We start from the raw sequence: 20,277 nt of genomic DNA, 5'->3' as shown, positions 1-20,277 counted from the left end.
TCTTTTTTAAGTGTAGATACAGTACTGGTTTCGACCGTTTTCTTTTGCCTGATAAAGCGCTTGGTCAGCACATTCAAGCCATGCCATCGGTTCCTTAAAGTCGGGAGAGAACTGAGCAAGACCAATGCTTACAGTGAAGTTTATTGATTCGCCCTCATGCTCAACCACTAAACGCTGTGCAAATTGACGAATACGCTCGGCAACCGCTTTTGCATCGTCTACCGTTGAATCGTTTAGGATAATAGCAAATTCCTCACCGCCATAACGCCCAGCAAGGTCGGTTTCCCGCACACAACGTTTAATCAAAGCAGCAAGCATTTTTATAACTTTGTCGCCAGCTTGGTGGCCATAGGTATCATTAACCCGCTTAAAATGATCGATATCAAGCATAAGTGCAGTACTCGGCTTTTCTCTGCGAACGCATAACTTGTGCATTTCATCAAAGCGCTCTTGCCAATAGCGACGGTTAAATAGCCCAGTAAGCCCATCGACCCGGCTTGCCGTTTTCAACTCTTCGTTAAGATGCTCCATCCCTAATTTACCCAGGGCCTGTTCGGTAACATCGTAAACCAGCATACAAAACCGCTCTACTCGCCCGCTTTTATCTACGATAGGGAACATGGTCACGTTTTGGTACATAAACTCTGCGGCGCAAGTAACCGGACGATTACAATCGAATTTTAATAAGTAAGGACGCTGCTCCCAAATGATAAACACTGGGCTTTTTAAATTAAATACAGGGTCAATTTTGGTCCTGAGCCACTTCTCTTCTATTTCTGGAAAGTGAGAAAACAAGCTAGTTCCAATAATAGCGTTTGCTTTTTTTGCGCTATGGTTCTCAAGAAATTTATTCCAGACCTGCACGTTGAAGTTGCGATCAATTACCGCAACGCCTACTTCAATTGAGTCGAGTAATTCTGCAGGTACGTGAGATGAACTAACGAGGGTTTCTGCTGCGAGTGTACCAGTTGAAGCATTCATAGACTTTCCTTGTCTTGTTTTATAAAGCCATCATCGAACAGCCGCGCATAAATGTGACTCATAGCATCACCAGGGAACAACAATAGAAGGTCAAAGGAAATATCTCTCGACTTTATTGCATAGCCAATCTCAATAGCCATTAATTTCCCCCAGCGCTGTACGTTATCACTTAAAAGCGTTGATAAGCCTTGGTGCTGCCCGAGTAAGATAGGATGCGTATGACTAAAAGCAACATTGAGCTGTTCTGACAAGCCATTTAAACAAGCACCTATTAGAATATTCGATACGTCCATAAGGGCTTCTAGGGCAAGTTTATCTGATGAGGCAGACGATGGGTATTTCAACAGCTCAACAATGTTTTGCGTATTTGTATCGTTGAAAATAACTAGGGCTTCACCACTTATACCCTCGCTAATAAACCCTTTTGAAACCGCAGAAACGCTGTCATTACGATTAATCTCGGCAATCGCCATAGACAGTTCGTTGCTTTCAATTAAGTTAACATTGGGTATGGGTAAGTCAATAAACTCACCTAGCAGCTGGGCTAGATTTTCTCCCGCGCGCCCCATGGCGATATTGACCATTTCACGGCATGCATCTAACTGCTCTTCGTTACTCGTTGGGCCCTTGGCTTTAGGCGCACTTGACTCACTTTGTCCCTGCGCCTTTTGTAAACTAGCTCCTGATGAATGGCTCTCACCACTATAAATACCGTAGGAAGATAAGATATGACTGAGCTTTTCATTATCAATTGGCTTTCGAATGAAATCTAAAGCACCAAGGGCAAGCATTTTTTCCCGCGCTTGCGCCTGAACATCACCAGACACTACCACCACTAAGCACGGCAAGTCCTGTTGACGTATGGCTTCCATAGTTTGGTAGCCATCCATTACCGGCATGTTTAAATCGAGAAAGACCACGTCGCCCTTACCTTCTTTGATAAGAGCTAGGGCTTGTTCACCATTTTCGGCAAACGAGACATCTACATCCCACCCATCGGGTAAACTGCGCGCCATTTGTCGCCTTGCGAAGCCCGAGTCATCGCAAATCAATATTGGAGTACTCATGGTAACTCCTTAAATAGCGACAGGGGCTTTAATATGCGGGTGTGACTGATAATTCTTTAGCGTGAAGTCTTCGTAGGAAAAACCAAAGATATCTTTAATATCTGGGTTAATTTCCATCGTTGGACGGGCAAAAGGTTCGCGACTAAGCTGAAGCTCTACCTGCTCAAGGTGATTTGAATACAAGTGTGCATCACCTAGCGTATGGATAAAATCACCCGGCTCTAAGTCACACACTTGTGCAATCATCATGGTAAGCAGTGCGTAGCTTGCAATGTTAAACGGAACGCCAAGAAAGATATCACCGCTACGTTGGTAAAGCTGGCAGCTTAGCTTGCCTTCTAAAACGTAAAACTGAAAAAGCGTATGGCAGGGAGGTAACGCCTGCTTGCCCATTGCCGCATTTTCTTTTGGTGAATAGCTAGTATCAGGCAATACCGCTGGGTTCCAGCCGCTAACGATAAGACGACGTGAATCAGGGTTATTTTTAATTTGCTCTACCACTTCGGCAATTTGGTCAACGGAGGTACCGTCACCGCGATCCCAACTACGCCATTGATGGCCATAAACAGGGCCAAGCTCGCCTTCATCGGTAGCCCATTCATCCCAAATTTTTACGCCATGCTCTTTTAAATAGGCAATATTTGTTTCGCCTTTTAAGAACCAAAGTAGTTCGTGAATGATTGATTTTAGGTGACATTTTTTTGTTGTCACCAAAGGGAAACCTTCCTGTAGATTAAAACGCATCTGATAGCCGAATACACTTAAGGTACCTGTACCAGTTCGATCTTCCTTTTTCACACCCGTATCACGTACATGGCGCATTAGTGCGAGATATTCTTTCATCGTTATTCTTATATTTTTTGTTGTTCAACACGGTCTTTTCCGCGCATGTATGCACGGACTATTAATCCTATTCCTAAAGCTATCATAGGTAAACAAAGAAGTTGCCCCTGGCTTAGGCCCATTTGGTATAAGCCAATATGAGCATCAGGCTCTCTGAAGTACTCAACGATAAACCTAAAGCTACCGTAACCGAGCAAGAATAAGCCACTCACCGCCCCTACTGGGCGCTTCTTGGCAGAATAAAGCCATAGGATAATAAAGAGCAGCACGCCCTCTAGCGCAAACTCGTAAAGCTGTGACGGGTGGCGAGGCACATAACCTGCGTTAGGAAAAATAACAGCCCAAGGTACGTCCGTGGTGCGCCCCCATAGTTCTGCGTTTAGGAAATTGCCGATTCGCCCAGCCCCCAAACCAATGGGCACAAGTGGTGCAACGAAATCCCCTAAACGTAAGAAGGTAGTATTCATACACTTTGCGCGCCAAAACAGGGCTGCTAACACCCCTAACAAGCCGCCGTGGAAAGACATTCCACCCGCCCAAATTTTAAATAGATACAGAGGGTCATCTAAGAACATGCCAAACTGGTAGAAAAACACATAGCCAATGCGACCACCCAAAATCACGCCCACAAAGCTCCAGAAAAGTAGGTCACTTAACTGCTCACGGCTCCAGCTGGTTTGAGATAGGCGCTTTTGTGCTAACAAATAAGCTGCAATAAAACCTACCAAATACATTAAGCCGTACCAACGGACACTTAATGGACCGACACTGAAGATAACGGGGTCGATACTGGGAAATACCAGATAACTGCTCTGTTCCATTATATTATTCAATTCCTAAAATCATTCTAATGCTTACTAAAACAAGTAAACATGCCAACATCGCTTTTAACACACGTATATTAACGCGCTGTCCAAGCTTCGCTCCTATGTTTGCGGTAAACATAGAGGTTGCAACAATACCAGCTGTAGCAGGCAGATAAACATAACCCATACTGTATTCTGGTACATCTATCTCACCCCACCCAGCGATAACAAAACTGGTGGTACCAAAAACGGCAATAACTAGCCCGCAAAAAGCAGCACAACCTATAGCCGCGCGTACATTAACACGAAACCACACTAAAGCGGGTACAAGTAATGCGCCACCGCCGATCCCCATTAGCGCACTTAGCATACCTGCTCCACCGCCAACAGCGGCTAACGAACCTTTAGAGGCTTCGTTCTCAGACGCTTTTTGTTTGCCAAAAATCATTTGCAGCGCTATCAATATAACCAGTACGGCGAACACATCTTTAAGCACTTCGCCCGAGATATGACTTGCTACCTGCGCACCGACAATTGCACCAAGCGCAATCCCTAGCCCTGTATAAAGCACTATATGACGCTGAATATTACCCAGTTTATAATGTGCTAAAGCCGACGACATACCCGTGAAAATAATGGTAGATAAAGAAGTTGCGATAGCGACAGGCATAACCGTTTCGGTGGTCATGCCCAGAAAGTGAATCATTAGGTACGACAGCGCGGGTACGATAATTAAGCCGCCACCGATACCCAACATACCCGCAAGAATACCAACAATAGAACCTAAGATAAGACAGCTGGCAACAATTACAACGAGTGGTTCCATTTTTTAAGCACCTGCTCGGATAAGGCCTCCTAGGCCCTTAGTTTCAAGATACTGATTCAAGTGCACAAAAACTTCGTCTTGGCTAACAGAGGTTAGCGCTAATGCAAGTAACTGCTTACACTCATCAAGCGTTACTTTACGAATAAGCCAGTTTATCTTTCTTAAGTTGAAACCATTCATACTCAAACGGCGGTAACCCATCCCCATTAGCAGCAGCGCTCCCGCGGGTTCCCCTGCGATTTCTCCGCAGATAGTCACAGGCACTTGATTTTGGTTAGCTTTTTGAACCACATCGTAAAGTGCCCCTAATACGGCCGGATGATAGCTATTGTAAAGCCCCGCCACCCGCGTATTGTTTCTATCGACTGCCAATAGGTACTGGGTCAAGTCATTACTGCCAACTGAAAAGAAATCAACATGCTTGGCCAGCTGAGGTAATTGATAAAGTACCGATGGCACTTCAAGCATAATGCCTAATTTTGGCTTATTCAGAGTTTGCCCTGATTCTGCAATTTCGTCAGATATCTCATAAAACGCCTGATTGATAAGACGCTTAGACTCCTGCACTTCAGATACTGTAGATATCATGGGCAGCATAATTTGCAGATTGCTTAGCCCGACGCTTGCCCGAAGCATAGCGCGAACTTGAACCAAGAATATTTCGGGGTGATCAAGGGTAAGTCGAATACCTCGCCAGCCTAAAAACGGATTCTCTTCGTTAATAGGAAAATAGGGTAGCGGCTTATCTCCTCCCACATCCAAAGTACGCATGGTGATGGGTAATGACGGTACAGCCTCAAGGACTTGGCGATACAGCTTTACCTGCTCTTGCTCCGAAGGGAATCGCTCGCGCAGCATAAAGGGGATTTCGGTGCGATATAAACCCACGCCTGCCCCAATCTGCTCGGCGTTAAGTTCTACTTCAGCAGAAAGGCCCGCGTTGATGTATAAGGACATTCTGCAACCATCAACGCTTTCACACGGTTTATCTGCCTCTGCGTCAATTTTCTCTGCAATGGCAGACTCTTCTTCAATAAGCTGAATAAACTCAGTCTTAATATTGCGTTCTGGAGAAACAATGACTTCCCCAGAGTAGCCATCAAGCAGAATTTCTTTGTCTTCAAGTAGCGCTGGTGTAACGTTTTGACAGCCCATTACGGCAGGCACGCCCATAGCCCTTGCTAATATGGCTGCGTGAGAGTTGTTCGAGCCTCGAATGGAGATAATGCCTTTGAGCTTATCTCGCGGAAACTCAGCAAGCATGGGGGCTGACACTTCATCAGCGACCAAAATACTGGCCTCAGTAATAACCTGCTCAGACACTTTTTGTCCATTCGCTTCATACAAAATATTGGCTAAGATACGGTCTGATAAATCGACAATATCAATAGCACGCTCTTGCATGTAAGGGTCGTCCATAGCCTGAAAACGTGCAGCGTAGCTTTCGACCACCATTTTCAACGACGAGGCAGCGTCCCAACCTTGGCGAATTTTTTCTTCTACCTCACGCCCTAAACTATTGGCATCTAAAAGGTGATGATAGAGCTGGAAAATTGACTTAACGTCGTCGGGAATACCGTCATCTAATCGCTGAGATAGTGCGTCAACATGGCCTCGTGTTACCTCAACACCTTTACGGTAAAGCTGAATTTGCGTTTGTGGTGATTGAGTGCGCTTAACCACCCAGTTTTTGAGGTTGATAGACTTATCGGGTGAGACCCCTTTACCTATAGCTAAACCAGGCGAGCCAGCAATACCACGAACGTTTTTTTGCCGTGCCGTATTGTCGTTAGAGTTTGATAACGTTAATGCGCCACGTATATCGGCATTGGTGATCTCTAGCGCTAACTGTGCAGCGAGGGTAACTAAAAACGCTTCTTCATCTTCGCTAAAGCGTCGCATCTGAGATTGCTGAAGTGTGATAACACCCAGTACACGCCTTTGATTGATAATGGGCGTACCTAAAAAAGCATTATACTTTTCTTCTTTTACTTCAGGGTAGTGTTTGAATCTAGGGTGGTTGTGTGCGTTTACGATATTTAGCGGTTCTTCCCGTTGACCAACTAAACCGATAAGGCCTTCCGAAAAACCAATGCGAACTTGTTCTACCGCATCGGGGTGAAGGCCGTCAGTGGCTTTGAGGATGAATTCTTGCGTATCGTAATCGGCAAGGTAAATAGAGCACGAGTCAACACTAAGAGTATGCTTTACACGTGAAGCTAGCCTAAACAAAGCGGTATCGAGTGCAGGAATTTGATTCATTTCCTGCACGATACGTTTTAATGTTGTTAACATTGCGCCTTGTTGGCTCTGAGGGCTCACTGGTTTTTCCTTGTGTAATCGCAGTTTGCTCGTCGCTTACTATTGCATATCGCTACTTTTGACACTTTCACCATCTCGCCACCTTGCACACTTTTCCCATTAGCGGCTTAACCGCGCCTACGCTTTTTACCGCGCTTATGCGGGGCTGCATTTTGGCGCTGTTGAGGTCGATGTTGCGCAGACATAACTACAGGCGAGAACTCTTTCATTACTCGTCTGTATACATCTCGCTTGAACGATACAACATTTCTAATCGGATACCAGTAACTTACCCACCTCCAGTCATCAAATTCAGGATGGCCTGTTTTAAGCACATTAACATCGCGCTCGTTGCAATCTAGCTGCAACAAGAACCATTTTTGTTTTTGCCCTATACAAACAGGGTTGCTGCCTTGTCGAATTAATCGCTTTGGTAGCTTATATCTAAGCCAGTTACGGGTAACACTTAAAATGGTGACATCTTTCGGTGTCAGCCCTACTTCTTCGTGAAGCTCGCGGTACATAGCTTGTTCAGCAGATTCCCCTTCATCAATTCCGCCTTGAGGGAACTGCCATGAATGTTGGCCATAACGTCTTGCCCAAAATACTTGACCCATTTTGTTGCAAATCACTATGCCCACATTCGCACGGAATCCATCGGCATCTATCACATAGACTCCCGGGCACACTATACTTGTATATGTTTTCATTCTTCCACAAACTATGCTCCAATCATAGTCTTAATGTTCGCCTTCGCTTTTAAACAGGAAATTAACCACCTTTATGCAACCTCCTTCATCGCCTCCATCTTCGCCAGACAGCCTTTTGGCGCGATGTCACGCCATTGCAGGTTTAACCTTAGGAGAATTGGCTGACATGGCCAATGTTGCCATTCCTGCCAATTTACAGCGCCACAAAGGGTGGCCGGGCATGCTTATTGAGAAATGGCTTGGCGCGAGTGCAGGTTCAAAGCCTCAGCAGGACTTCCCCGAGTTAGGCATAGAGCTTAAAACCATACCCATCGATGCTAATTTTTCCCCACTGGAAACCACCTATGTTTGTTTTGCGCCCCTATTAATGGCGCCGGGTATCACGTGGGAAACATCAAATGTGCGAAACAAGCTACAGCAGGTGTTGTGGCTACCCATTGAAGGCGACAGAGCCATTCCTTTAGCTCATCGTCGGGTGGCTACTGGTTTTTACTGGCGTCCCAATGAGCATGAAGACGCAATGCTAAGACACGACTGGGAAGAATTGGTAGAACAAATTGCTACGGGACAGGTGGAATCTATTACTTCTCGGCAAGGCGAGGCACTTCATATTCGCCCCAAAGCAGCTAACGGCAAGGTGCTTACCGACGCATTAGGACCAGAGGGCCAGCGTATTAAAACTCGCCCTAGAGGCTTTTACTTGCGCAAAACCTTCACCCACCAAATACTGCGCAATGCATTTGGTGTTTAAAGGATGCGGGACGATATAAAAGTATTTTTCACTTGGTAGGAGCAGCATTCAGATGCTTAACGAGGTATTCGCTTAAGAACTTTTCTGAATTAACGCCAAGCCGTTTTGCCACAGCTTCTAATTTGGCATCGCTATGGAGCAACACTTTTTTCGCATATTCCAAGCGGTAGTGGAATATAAACCGCCTAAAGTTCTTCTTTTCAGTAAGCTGAAGCGCGATAGCCAAAGATGTAGGGTCGATATCAGCCCCTTTGCAAAACTCACTAAGCGTAAGGAATCGGGTTTTATAGGCTTTTGACTCAATGGTATAGCGCTCTGCTTTAGAAATAATATTGCTTATCTCATAGGGTGTAGCTTTACCTTCATCCAGTCGCTCGTAGTTCAATGGCGACGGCGCTGTTCGGCGGATAAAAGTAAGTGAAAACAACACAACTAACAGGGCGCAACCAATCATTAAGTGATGAAAGCTTTCCCAAAAAGGTACGGGGAAAAAGCCAAAAGTTGCGGCGGTAACAAGTAAAATACTCATAAAGGCAACACCGACCAAACTTCCCATTACTCCGGCAAGCTTAGGCATTTTTAAATTTTTAATGTCTACTGCCTGCTCAGGTAAATGTCTGTGATACATCTGAATGTGTTCGGTAATAAGAATACCAATAAGCAATACACTAAAGCCTGTTAAAAGCGAGGCAAAATAGGCTGGCCATAACAGTAAAGGCTCGCCGTTCGGCGAAGACGAAAGCCATTGTTGTTTGTCATCTATCGGTATCAATAGCACTGTGCACTGGAAAATTGCCGTTACCACAGCAGGCCACCATAGCCGCTTTCTTGCCGTGGGATAAGCCAATAACATGGGCTTTATGGCACGATAACAACAAGTGATTGCGATAACCGCGAATACGTCTGATAAACCATACAAACCTGCTAGTGAGCTCGCTTGTGCTATTCGCAGCCATTCATCTAGCATAAATAGTGGCCAGCAGATAAAGGCACCCACTAGCCAGCGCATGCTTGTTAAATTTACTTTCTGAACGAACAGACGCGCAAAACAGAAAACATAAACGCCTAGTAGCGAATAAAGAAAATAATCATAGTAGCTTGAAGTCATCAGCGCCCTCCTTCCCTGAGATAAAATTTGCTAACGCAATACGTGTCCATCGGCACGGGTTACCAATAGATTTCACGTTGCATAGCCACAGTGCGCGTTCGCTCCATAATTCGAATTAACGTACTGAGCTTCTCTGCTGTCCATTTGCGTACCTCATCATGAGAGTCAACTTCCGCATCGTCTATTGATTGTTTCAGCATGAGCAATGCGTTTAATTCATCAATGCCGGTAAGTAAGTCTAACCAAGGCGCACGAAAGTTACCCCGCTCTTCAACAAACAAGTCACCAAGTAAAAAACCACTCCACAGGGTTTGTCTTAGCATTATTTCCACTGCGCTGTAATTAGCTGGCCCCATGGTTTTACTGAGGGGCATACTTTGCTGCACGGTTTGCCACCCTTGCGATAACCACCCTTTTGCATGGTCAAGTACAGGGTGATCAAACCCCGTCGCTACCTTTTGCCAAGGCTTATTTTGTATAAGGCTTATAGCGTGAATCTTAATGTCTGTAGCGTCATTGTCGAAAAATAGCTTTTCAGGCTCATGGGCTTGCATCAAACCTGTTTGGCGCCCTTGCAGGTAGCTTACTACCGCTGGGTGTTTGCTTAATGTTTTGTTAAACATGCTCTTTTTAGACAGCAAGTAGCGCAAACTTTGTAAATCGTCTTGCCAGCCCCACTTTTGCGCATGGGTTACCAGTTTTTTGTGCAAGGCTAACAGCTCTGGGCACTGCAATACGGGTAGATAAAGCGACACACTCTGAAGCAGCAACCTAACGCTTTTAGCAACCTCAGCCAGCATTTTTATCGAGCCACTTTCGCAGAATACATGCTCGTGATGCTGCCAATGTGCCAGAGCGGTTTGCACTGCTTGGCCGAATGCCTCTTCTGTGGTGGTGGTCTCTTCAAGGGCTAGAAAGTCTGGTAGGTGGCGAACTTTAGCGTTAAAGCCGTGTAACAACTGATAGCCCTGAGCGGCTTTTGACACATCACTTAGACGCACCGGCATGTTGTCGTTTATTAGTACAGCGAGAGAAAACAGACTGTTGATCTCCCCTGACATCAATTCAAGCTCAATCTCATTGATGGGGGAGCTGGCTTTATCCGTACTAGCTTCACCGCAGTCTAAGACAATTTCAACTAGGCTATCGCCTAAAGCAACCACATAGGCATTGCGCGTAAAGTGTGTACTAAATTGTTTAGAAAGACTCGCATTCTTAGTTGCGATGTCCCAACCTTCAGGCCATACATTTGACTCGAACAACGTGAGATCCGGTCTTGCGTTATCAAGACTTACGTTATACTCCATGCGCTTGTGCAAGCCACCGCTTACTACACCGTTGGTTTTTAACGTTTGTTCGTACTCGCCATTATTACCACGAACCCGAAAGCCCATTTTGTTGTTTTGAAAATCGAGCTTATCCGTATCGTAATAGTCATTCTCTAAGCGCATTTCGCGATGAGAATTAACCTGGATATTGTGTTTTTCAAAAAGAGGGAGTACGCGTTGGGTAAACGCCTGGTGAGCATTGTCACCCGTTACAAATTTTAATTCTATTTCTGACATGGTTGCGCTAAGCACAGCTTATGATGCTGACACCTTACCTTTGTCGTTCACTTTTCGCAATGTTGCTGCTGTTAAAGAAGTCGCTTAAATTAGACAAAAGTGGAACAAACTTGCCTTTATCGCGGTCAACCAATACCATCTTCACGTTTTAAATTCTAAAATTGGACTTCATATGATTCGAAAGTGGTTAGCAGCAGCCCTTATTGCATGCTCTTTTCAAGCATTTTCGCTACAAGATACCGCTGATTTAGAAGCGTCTTCTTCGCACTATATAAGAGATGACTTGTTTATCTTTATGCATACTGGACCTGGTCGTAACTATCGCATTCTGGGTTCAATTGAAGCTGGCACACCTATTACGGTGCTCTCCCGCGACAATGATGCTGAATTCACGCAAATTACCGACGATGAAGGGCGTAAAGGCTGGGTTGAAAGTAAGTTTGTGTCTAATACTATGTCGCAAGCTGAGCAGTTGCCAATTGTTAGTGAGAAGCTTGCTGAGAGCCAAAGTAGTCTGCAAGCGGCACAATCAGAAAATGCCAAACTTCGTCAGCAGCTTAACGATGCTCGCCAAAAGGTGTCTAAACTTACCACCACAAACGACGAGCAAGCGTCTCAAATTATTCGTTTAACGGCAAAGGTTGAAAGCGCGAATAAAGACGAGCTTGTTACTTGGTTTACGCGCGGTGGCATAGTTGCAGGCGTGGGGATATTGCTTGGTGTAATGCTCACTTACCTTCCTAAACGCAAGCGTAGAAACAGCGAATGGATGTAGTGTTAGCATTTAAAATGAGCGCTTAAACAGACAAAAAAACGCCGATGTTAAACATCGGCGTTTTTTGTAGGTGCCTTTGGAAGGTTTAGTACAATATTTCTACGAATAGGGCAGCAATAATAGTGTATTAACTTATACGTACTTACCCTGTGTCTGATTATTTAAGTGTAAGAACAACGCTATATCCTTTCGCCGAAGAGTCCATCCCACCGAGGCCGCCCTGAGTATCCTGTGTAATAATTTTTTTGTGTGAATATCCCCATTCTAGCTTCGCACATAGCTTATCAATAAGCTTTAAACCTATCCCAAAACCGCCATCTAACCCACTATTAGGCGTAATCGATAGCGAGGCATTTTCGCCTTGCTCTAAACCTTCTTCTTCGTTAAGTACAGTAAGCGTTGCACCTGAAAGTGTGATTGCAACATTGCCTTGTTGGGTATGTTGGTAAGCATTTCGAATCACGTTGCCTATCACTATTTCGCTTGCTGTTTTTGGTAGCAACAATGCACATTCGCTCAAGTCTAGCTGTACGTTTACGTCCTTCCCTGAAAGCAAATACATTAAGTCTTGGCTAAGCGCCTCAACCATGGCTTTTAAATCAACGTTCTCTTTAGGCAGCGCAGTCTCTTCATTTCTTCCTAGCCAAAGTAAAGTTTCGGTCAAATCCGCCATGGTTTTTGAGGCGTGATCCACCCGCGCTAGAGCGTTGTTGCCTTTGGTATTCCCACTATCTATCACTCTATGCAGCAAAGCCGCACTGCTTCTAATAACGGCAATGGGCGTTCTTAGCTCATGGCTGGCGTGATTAACAAACTCCCGCTCTCGGTTAAGCGTAGTGCGTACGTTCTGCAAGCTACCGTGAATTATCGCCGCAAGCGCGTTAAGCTCTTTGTAGCGAAACTCAGGGATAGGCTTATCGAGCTCTTTCTCATCAAGAGAGGCAGCCCAGCACTGTAATGACTCTATGGGGCGGGATACGCTGCGCATTAAAAATAGAAGCGCGACAGAAAACGAAATAAGCGCGATAACCCCGACTGCCGCGCTGTAAACAACATGGTTAATGCGGAATTTTTTATAATCCTCAGGAGGCGGTGCCCTAAAGGTTTGCGATACGTAACGCGTTTCACCATTGCCTAAAGTAACCATTAAAGCAAAATGTGCCCAAGTCGGGCGGGTAAGCCAGTTAGGTTTATTTATGTTTTTTTTCAAAGCAAATGGTGTGAAACTATCTTGAGGAAAGCTCTGTTTTATTTCATCGGGCAAATCATCGTAATTTGCGTATACATGTAAATCTAGGATTTGCGCATGATTACTGTTATCAAGCTCTGCACTTTGTGCCGCTCGAACCATGGTATTTCTCAGCATGCCGTCCATACCATCGAAAAAGCTATCGCTGCTCTGTATAGAAAAAAGCACAATGACTATGGTAGCTAAACTCAGTAACGACCATAAGACATAGCGCCTTAAGCTAATGCGAAGGCCGTTTACCATTGGTCAGTGTCCTTATTTTTGTTTGGCGATAAAGTGTTACCCAAGCCCTCATTTGCCATTTGATCAACTTTCAAGGCAACGCAAAAACCTGCGCCCGGTACAGCTTTAATTTCTATGTTTGCGTTAGCTTGAACGAGTGATTTGCGCAAATTGTGAAGGTGAACTTTTAGCGCATTACTCTCGGGCGTGTCTTCTCCCCACACCGCATCAAGTAACCGCTGTCGAGGCATAACTTTTCCTTGTTGCTGCAATAAGGTTTTTAGCAGGGTAAAGCCCGTAGGACTTAGCTTAATAGGCGTGCTATCAACACTTGCCAACTCGTCTCCTAATTCTAAACTTACATTGCCGAAGTTTAGCCTCTTCACTTGCGATGAGCGCCTATGCGCCAACACTGACACTCGTGCTACGAGTTCAGGCATATCAAAGGGCTTTACTAAATAATCATCAGCCCCCTTTTGAAACCCTTCGAGCTTATTTTCTAGCTGGTCTCGGGCGGTAAGCATGATAATAGGTGTATCGTTGCCGTCACCACGTACTTTTTCGCATACGGTTAAGCCATCAAGCCTTGGTAAATTGATATCTAAGACCACAACGTCATACGGATTATTTTGAATAAACGTTAGTGCTGCCACGCCATTAGCGGCGTGGTCACATACCATATCTTCAAGTTCTAAATAGTCGATAATATTGCCCGCAAGGCCCATATCATCTTCCACTAGTAACACGCGGATCATTAACCGTATTCTCCGTTAAGGGTTTAACGAAATATCTTGCCATTAAACGGCTTACATCTTCATAAATTAACAGTAATGCTGGAATTAATAAAAGCGTGATAAGGGTGGCAAACAAAATACCGTAACCCAAAGACGCCGCTGCCGGAATTAGAAACTGCGCCTGTACCGAGGTTTCCCCCAATATGGGATATAAACCTACAAAGGTAGTAATTGACGTTAAAAGCACAGCACGTAAGCGACTGGTGCATGCTTCAACAACCGCTGCATTCGCAGGCATACCATTCTCACGTAAAGCATTAAATCGCGAGACCAATAACAAGCTATCGTTAACTACCACGCCGCTAAGCGCCAATATGCCGTTTAACGAAAGTAGGCTTATCATAAGGCCATTTGACCAGTGTCCGATAATGGCTCCCACAATACCAAAGGGAATTGCAGTCATGATAATAAGCGGCTGCACATAGGATTTAAGTGGTATCGCTAATAATGCAAATATAGACAGCAAAGCCAAAATGAACACGCTCTGCATTGAGCTTTGTGTTTCCGCTTGTTGTTCAGCCTCACCGGCAAAGTAAAGCGATAAGTCTTGGTATTGGCGTTCCAACTGAGGTACAAACTCGCTATTAAGATAGTTAACCAACTCTGTAGAAGTAATAACATCGCTATCCACCGACGCACTTACTGTCAGGGCACGCAATCCATCAATACGTACAACCTGTTTTTCTTGTACATCTTGAATAACATTCGCCACTACAGAAAGTGGTACCACTGTGCCATCGTCTAGGCGCACCTGGGTATTCATTACATCTGACGGATTCATCCTATCTTTTTCTGGGTAACGCACCCTCACTTTTACTTCATTTTTATCTCGCAAATAGCGCTGAACAATTTCGCCGCCGAATGCTTTTAGAAGTTGCTGTGACAAACTTTGCGTATTTAACCCCAAAGCTCGTCCTTCAGGGGTAAGTTCAAAGCGCATCATGGCTTCGCCGGGTGTAAGCGAACTTTCTACGGCATATACGCCATCAATATTGTTAAGCGCCTCAACAAAAGCATCGTTGGCGGCTGTTAGCGTATCATCGTTGATGCTTTTAATTTCAACGTTGAACCCGTCGACCATTTCTCGTCGAGAGCGTATTTTTAAGCTTTTTACGCCTTCTAAGCTGCCAGTTAAGGCATTCCAGCGTGAAGAGAGTTCATCTAACGAATAAGGCGAGTCTTCATCAAGGGAAATAGTGATTGTGCCGCTTTGATCACCACTTGCCGTCACCTGTAAACTACTAATACCGCTTTCATCTGCGCCGTTTTCTTGAGTTAGTTGGCGATCTGCTTCAAGCGCATTTTTCTCTAGCAGCATTAAGTTGCGTTCGTTTTGCCCGTAGCTAGCATCGCTATAAAGCGACATATTGGCCGAAACAGTATCACCTTGCATACTGGGGAAAAAGCTTACTCGTACTGCACCCGTTAGCGGTAAACTAACTACGAAGATAAATAGCGCGATAAACAATAAAACGGCTGCATAGCGGTAGGCTACAGTGACTTTCAACAAGCGTTGATAGACTCGGTAGTTAAACCATTGAAGTCCACCATCTGCTTTTTGCTGCACTTTATTCCACAGGCCGCCTATCCCCTTTCGGGTTTTCTGTTTGGTTGGCAAATGGGCTAAATGCGAAGGCAAAATTAACTTCGACTCCACTACCGACAGCAGTAAACACAAAGTAACGATAGTGCCAAACTGCGAGTACAAGGTACCTAAGCCGCCCGATACGTTCGATAGCGCGAAGAAGGTTGCTACCGTGGTCAACACCCCAAACAGTGTGGGCACCGCTACTTTATGTGTACCTAAAATAGTGTTTTGAAGCGTATCGCCGTGCTGTTTTCGCGTGGCGTACACGCTCTCTCCAACGACTACAGCATCGTCCACTACAATGCCGAGGGCCATTATGAAGCCGAACGTGGTCATCTCGTTTAACGTCATGCCCGTGTAGCTATCGGTCATGAAGTACAAAGTGCCGAAGAAAATAAACGGCAAGCCAGCCGCCACCCAAAATGCCACACGTAAATTAAGAAACACAGCAAGGGTGACAAACACCAACACAATACCCATTAGTGCGTTACTGGTAAGCAATTCCAAGCGCTCGGTAATAAGCGTGCTTTTGTCATACCAGGTTTCGAGTTCGACACCTTGAGGTAGTAAACCTTTATCATGCCACGCATCCACTACCTCGTGAGCCTGCTGCACCATTTTCGTTACATCACCGTATTCATCCATAAGCACCTGAATACCATATCCATTGGTTCCGTTGTAACGGGCCAAGTGGTAGCTGTCATCGGCAAACATATCGCGTACCGTCGCCACATCGCCAACGGAAAGTATTACGCCACTGGTATCGGTAATAAGGGGAATGTCAGCAAAATCTTTCGCCCAATAAGACTGCTCAGAAGCTTTTAAACGAATCACTTTTTCTTTGTTACGCAAACTGGTTGTAAGGGCGGTATTAGACTCCTGGTTTACCGCATCTGCCACATCAGATAGCGTTAAACCATAGGCCTGAAGCTTACCCTCGTCTATTTCAATAGACATCATGGGGTCAACAAAACTACCCGCGCTGACTTCTCTAATGTCGTCTTTTGCCAGCAAGTCTCGCTCTAATTGCTCACCTAGGTACTGAAGCGTAGCATGGTCGACATCGCCAAAAAGCTGCACCCAAATAGCATGTTCTTGCCTACGCGCTTTGCTAATAACTGGGTTCTCTGCATCCGACGGGAAGTTAGAAATACTATCTACTTCGGTTTTGATGTCGTTGAAAAGCGTGTCTAGATCGTATTCGGTTTCCTTTTCCACCTGCACACTCGCACCGCTGGCGTTTGAGGTAGACGTGATTCGCTTAATACCGGGAATGGCCTCTAGCGCGGTTTCAATTTTTATGGCAATCCCTTCTTCGGCTTGCTTGGGGTCACCGCTGTCATATGTCATTGAAATGGTCACGAAGCGAGGCTCCATACTGGGAAACGCCTCTTTACGTATATCGTTCATGGACACCAAACCCAGTACGATAAGACTGACCATCAGTAAGTTGGCCGCCACCGAGTTTTGCGCGAACCAAGCGATAATTCCTCGAGGATTATTTTTGCTATGCTCGCGTCCGTTGCGATTATCACCCTCGTCGAAAGGCCCTCCATTTCGATTATTGGTCATTGGCTTGCCCTCCCGTTTGCCCTTCTACAACAGGCTTAACTTTCGTGTTGATGAGGTAACTGTTTAGGGGGCGCGCAACGACCATCGCTTGGCGTACTTCGCTTTCAGGTTCTGGCTCGGCTTCACTGCCCGCATTGCCCCAAGACTCACTTGCAATATTGCCCTTAATATCACTTGCCTTAGGTGGAGTGATGTAGGCATAGCCATCGCTTTCAAAAAGCACTGAGGGAGTAAACTTCGCTAGTTGCCCGGTGGCCGGCATCACCAACCATACTTCTTGTTTTTGTGAAATGGCAGAAGCCGGCAGCTTCCATACATTTTCGAGCTGTCTTCCTTCAATTTCTGCCTGTACAAAGCTACCAAATAAAAGAGGGGTTGCTTGGTCTAATGGATTTTCAATAACCGCAATAGCGTTGCGCTGGCGCGTTGTATCGCTTTGATGCCATTCGGCGCGAACGATATTGGCACCCCATTTATTACCTGTGGTGGTATCGGTAAGCGTTACCGACCAATTGAGAGGTGTATCATTAGATAGCTGTGCTCCAGAAACCGAAGGTAGCTGAGTCCATTGGCTTGGAGAAAGCCCTATAGCAATTTCGGCAGCATCAGTAGAATAAAGTGTTGCGACAGCACTGCCGGCCTGAACAAAGCTTCCCAACGCTATATCACGGCTAACCACCACAGCATTAAAGGGTGAACGTAATGCTGTAAAAGCTAAGTCTCGCTTCGCCGAGTTTACCGTCTGCTCGGCTTCATCCAAGGTTGCTTGCGCAGCTTCTAGCTGTGGTTTTCTTAATACCAATGCGGATAATGGCTCACCGTCAAGCCCTGAACGTGTCCACTCGTCTTTAGCTTGTGTCCCCTGTAAGCGCTCTTCTTCTAGGCTTACTATAGCGGCTTGATAAGTCGCATTAGCACTTGCTAAAGCCTGCTGATAGCTGGTGTCATCAATGCGCGCTAAAATTGTGTCACTTTCAACTAGCGCGCCCGTCTTAAAAGCTGGCGATACGTGGGTAACTTGTCCGCTAACCTGTGCGACTAAGCTCAAGCTATCCTGAGGAACAACCTGACCATACCCCTTCACTTTGGCCCTATAGCTGTCGGTGGTTACGTTGATAACCCCTACTTGAGCCAGTTGAGAATCAGCACTTTGCTCGTCTTTTTGGGTGCGATAAGTAGTGCTATCTGCAGATAGCCTTTCACTTGCTTCGTTGGCTACTTCAGTATCGCTTTCTCTTGGTGGGCGACGCATAGCGCTTTCAGCCAGTTCTCCTTTGGGAGGTTTTTCATCGCCTATCGGCCTCATTGCAGCAGCGCCACCTTTTAATTGTTCAGCATCATCGGGTATTTGCGAAGACGGTGGCGCTGACTTAGGCGCCCCCTGCGGCCGAGCGCCAGGGTGCTGAGCCCCCATATTCATCATGGTATACATGACTGCCAGCGCAATACTCGCAGCCGCAATTAAGGTTACAATAATTCGTTTGTTTCTCATTGTGACACTCCAAGGCCAAGGGCTAGGCCTAAGTCAATTCGGTTTTGTAATTTTTGGGCGTGAAGTTCAACAGCTTGCGCTTGTAAGTCAAAGCGCGTGTCATACACAGAAAGTAAATCCAAGATATCAGCAAGGCCTTGTCGATATTGACCTTCAATGGTAGTTACACTTCTCTCTGCATTGGCGAGCGCCACATTTGTGTGGCCAATTTGCGCGCTGTAGGCAGTCTCACTATCTAGTGCGTTTTGGGTTTCCTGCACCGCAGTTAATAGCGTTTCGCGATACTGCCACCAAGCATTTGCTGCGGTAAGTTTTGCGTCTTCAATTTGCGCCCTCAATGCGCCCCCCTGAAAAAGAGGTGCCGTCATCTGTCCAAGCAATGTCCATACAGGGTTTGCAAACAAAGCTTGAGAGGGTGTAGAGGCTGCATCAGATAGCGATGCCGATAAACTGATGCTAGGCAGCAAAGCTTTATAGGCCACATCAACTTCAAACTCTGTTGCTTGTATCGTATAGAAGGCCGCCTGAAGGTCGGGCCTGCGGGCAAGGTCTTGTTTTGGCAAATTAGCAAGCGGCAATAAGACATCTGGGAAATTTACCTGCGTATCAAGCTCGCTTAGAGATTGGTCCTGCCTGCCTAGAAGCACTGCCAATGTGCGCTTTGCTGATAACAGTGCATTTTCATATTGAGCAATGGATGCACGGGTATTTGCGCTGCTTGTACGGGCGGTATCTAAATCGTCTAGGCTTCCTAGTCCGGTGCGATAACGCATTAAAATTACTGCTTCATTGTTTTCTAGTACCGATAACCGAGCCTGTTCAATATTTAGTAATTGCTGTTGAGTGAGCACATCGATATAGCTTCTTATTACGCTGGCTACCAGTGAGTCTCTAGCCGATTGATAACTGGCTCTGGCACTTGCTGCATCGAGGTTTGCGGCACTTATGCCATCGCTAATTTTTTGCCACAAATCCAGCTCCCAACTAACGTTTAAACTTGCGCTATAGCTTGGGTTGTTTAGCTGACTACTTGTATCTGTATTTGCGCCCGTACTAGTAGATGAACTGCTGCCTGTAGTTTCACTTTTTGATGACGAAAAGCTTGCGTCAACATTCAGGTTTCTGTCTGCTTTTGCGCTATCTATGGCAACTTGTGCTTTACGAAGTGTAATAAGCGATTGCTGCAGGTTTGCATTGGAAGACAGAGCTTCTTCAATAAAGTCTGCTAAGTGCGGCAGCTGATTGAGGTCTATGACGTCTGTTAACGCAGTATCTGAATTTAACACTAGGGTTTGCGCCGAAGCTTGCTGCTGCGCTTGCGACTGCCACACAACATCATTCCCCGTTGTTAGGGATGCAGATTCGCTCAACGCTCTGTCATCAGTACTTGTGCATGCAGACAATAAAATACAAAGGGTAACAATGTTTACCGTCAGTTTTGCCTTGCCCATAATTTATGCCTATTGCTTGGCGCATAGCCTACTTTTAAAGGCCTATACGCAACTTGTTTAAATTAACTGACGCTAGTATTTCAAACGCGGGGTTAAGGCAGGGTTAAGGCTTAAAAAACCGAGAAAGGTAAAAAAAGAGATAGTACGGAAGCAAAAGAAAAGGCCAGTGCTATACA

General features: G+C 45.6%; 16 protein-coding genes. 2 read left to right on the top strand and 14 right to left on the bottom strand.

All coding sequences use genetic code 11. From position 1 onward, the window contains the following. Window positions 1-6: 6 nt before the first annotated feature. The 7 genes from IW644_RS08065 to rppH all read right to left on the bottom strand — a co-directional run bounded on the left by IW644_RS08065 (window position 7) and on the right by rppH (window position 7,495). Window positions 7-981 carry a sensor domain-containing diguanylate cyclase gene (locus IW644_RS08065; protein WP_269917176.1) on the bottom strand — a complete coding sequence of 325 codons (975 nt, stop codon included), beginning with the start codon at window positions 979-981 and terminating at the stop codon, window positions 7-9. Further along, window positions 978-2,048, bottom strand: a complete 1,071-nt coding sequence (locus IW644_RS08060) for a response regulator (RefSeq protein ID WP_269917175.1) — start codon at window positions 2,046-2,048, stop codon at window positions 978-980. The genes IW644_RS08065 and IW644_RS08060 overlap by 4 nt, the downstream gene beginning before the upstream one ends. 9 nt (window positions 2,049-2,057) lie before the next feature. After that, complete coding sequence (locus IW644_RS08055; RefSeq protein WP_118490335.1) at window positions 2,058-2,891, bottom strand: thymidylate synthase; 834 nt, start codon at window positions 2,889-2,891, stop codon at window positions 2,058-2,060. Between the two features lie 8 nt (window positions 2,892-2,899). Then, window positions 2,900-3,712: a prolipoprotein diacylglyceryl transferase gene (gene lgt / locus IW644_RS08050; protein ID WP_179982305.1), complete on the bottom strand. Its 813-nt coding sequence runs from the start codon at window positions 3,710-3,712 to the stop codon at window positions 2,900-2,902. A gap of 4 nt (window positions 3,713-3,716) precedes the next feature. Next, window positions 3,717-4,523 (bottom strand): sulfite exporter TauE/SafE family protein, encoded by an 807-nt coding sequence (locus IW644_RS08045; RefSeq protein WP_269917174.1) that lies wholly within the window; start codon window positions 4,521-4,523, stop codon window positions 3,717-3,719. A gap of 3 nt (window positions 4,524-4,526) precedes the next feature. Then, on the bottom strand, window positions 4,527-6,818 hold the full coding sequence (gene ptsP, locus IW644_RS08040) for a phosphoenolpyruvate--protein phosphotransferase (protein WP_269917320.1): 2,292 nt from the start codon (window positions 6,816-6,818) through the stop codon (window positions 4,527-4,529). A 134-nt stretch (window positions 6,819-6,952) separates the two neighbouring features. Next, window positions 6,953-7,495 carry an RNA pyrophosphohydrolase gene (gene rppH, locus IW644_RS08035; protein WP_014948179.1) on the bottom strand — a complete coding sequence of 181 codons (543 nt, stop codon included), beginning with the start codon at window positions 7,493-7,495 and terminating at the stop codon, window positions 6,953-6,955. A 112-nt stretch (window positions 7,496-7,607) separates the two neighbouring features. On the opposite strand from rppH, the gene mutH reads away from it, so the two are divergent. After that, a complete protein-coding gene (gene mutH / locus IW644_RS08030; protein ID WP_179982303.1) occupies window positions 7,608-8,285 on the top strand; it encodes a DNA mismatch repair endonuclease MutH in 678 nt (225 codons plus the stop codon). Between the two features lie 28 nt (window positions 8,286-8,313). Here mutH and IW644_RS08025 read toward each other — a convergent pair whose 3' ends face one another. Further along, window positions 8,314-9,393, bottom strand: coding sequence for a helix-turn-helix domain-containing protein (locus IW644_RS08025; protein ID WP_269917173.1), 1,080 nt, complete (start codon window positions 9,391-9,393; stop codon window positions 8,314-8,316). 59 nt (window positions 9,394-9,452) lie between these two features. Beyond that, window positions 9,453-10,958: a CYTH domain-containing protein gene (locus tag IW644_RS08020; protein WP_269917172.1), complete on the bottom strand. Its 1,506-nt coding sequence runs from the start codon at window positions 10,956-10,958 to the stop codon at window positions 9,453-9,455. 172 nt (window positions 10,959-11,130) lie between these two features. Here IW644_RS08020 and IW644_RS08015 point away from each other — a divergent pair, with 172 nt between their 5' ends. Then, a complete protein-coding gene (locus tag IW644_RS08015) occupies window positions 11,131-11,733 on the top strand; it encodes a TIGR04211 family SH3 domain-containing protein (protein WP_232091101.1) in 603 nt (200 codons plus the stop codon). A gap of 157 nt (window positions 11,734-11,890) precedes the next feature. Here the strand turns inward: IW644_RS08015 and IW644_RS08010 are convergent, their stop codons facing one another. Genes IW644_RS08010 through IW644_RS07990 form a run of 5 tightly spaced genes read right to left on the bottom strand, consistent with a single transcriptional unit; the run spans window position 11,891 to window position 20,101 of the window. After that, window positions 11,891-13,225 (bottom strand): sensor histidine kinase, encoded by a 1,335-nt coding sequence (locus tag IW644_RS08010; RefSeq protein WP_269917171.1) that lies wholly within the window; start codon window positions 13,223-13,225, stop codon window positions 11,891-11,893. Continuing rightward, entirely contained in the window at window positions 13,219-13,959 is a 741-nt protein-coding gene (locus tag IW644_RS08005) for a response regulator transcription factor (protein WP_269917170.1), read from the bottom strand. The genes IW644_RS08010 and IW644_RS08005 overlap by 7 nt, the downstream gene beginning before the upstream one ends. Beyond that, on the bottom strand, window positions 13,931-17,158 hold the full coding sequence (locus tag IW644_RS08000; RefSeq protein ID WP_269917169.1) for an efflux RND transporter permease subunit: 3,228 nt from the start codon (window positions 17,156-17,158) through the stop codon (window positions 13,931-13,933). The genes IW644_RS08005 and IW644_RS08000 overlap by 29 nt, the downstream gene beginning before the upstream one ends. After that, window positions 17,148-18,650 (bottom strand): efflux RND transporter periplasmic adaptor subunit, encoded by a 1,503-nt coding sequence (locus tag IW644_RS07995; protein WP_269917168.1) that lies wholly within the window; start codon window positions 18,648-18,650, stop codon window positions 17,148-17,150. The genes IW644_RS08000 and IW644_RS07995 overlap by 11 nt, the downstream gene beginning before the upstream one ends. Beyond that, entirely contained in the window at window positions 18,647-20,101 is a 1,455-nt protein-coding gene (locus IW644_RS07990) for a TolC family protein (RefSeq protein WP_269917167.1), read from the bottom strand. Before IW644_RS07990 ends, IW644_RS07995 begins: the two co-directional genes overlap by 4 nt. Window positions 20,102-20,277 lie beyond the last annotated feature (176 nt).

The sequence above is a fragment of the Alteromonas sp. PRIM-21 genome (assembly GCF_027563165.1).
Taxonomy (GTDB): Bacteria; Pseudomonadota; Gammaproteobacteria; order Enterobacterales; family Alteromonadaceae; genus Alteromonas; species Alteromonas macleodii_A.
This window is presented reverse-complemented; position numbering and strand designations above follow the sequence as displayed.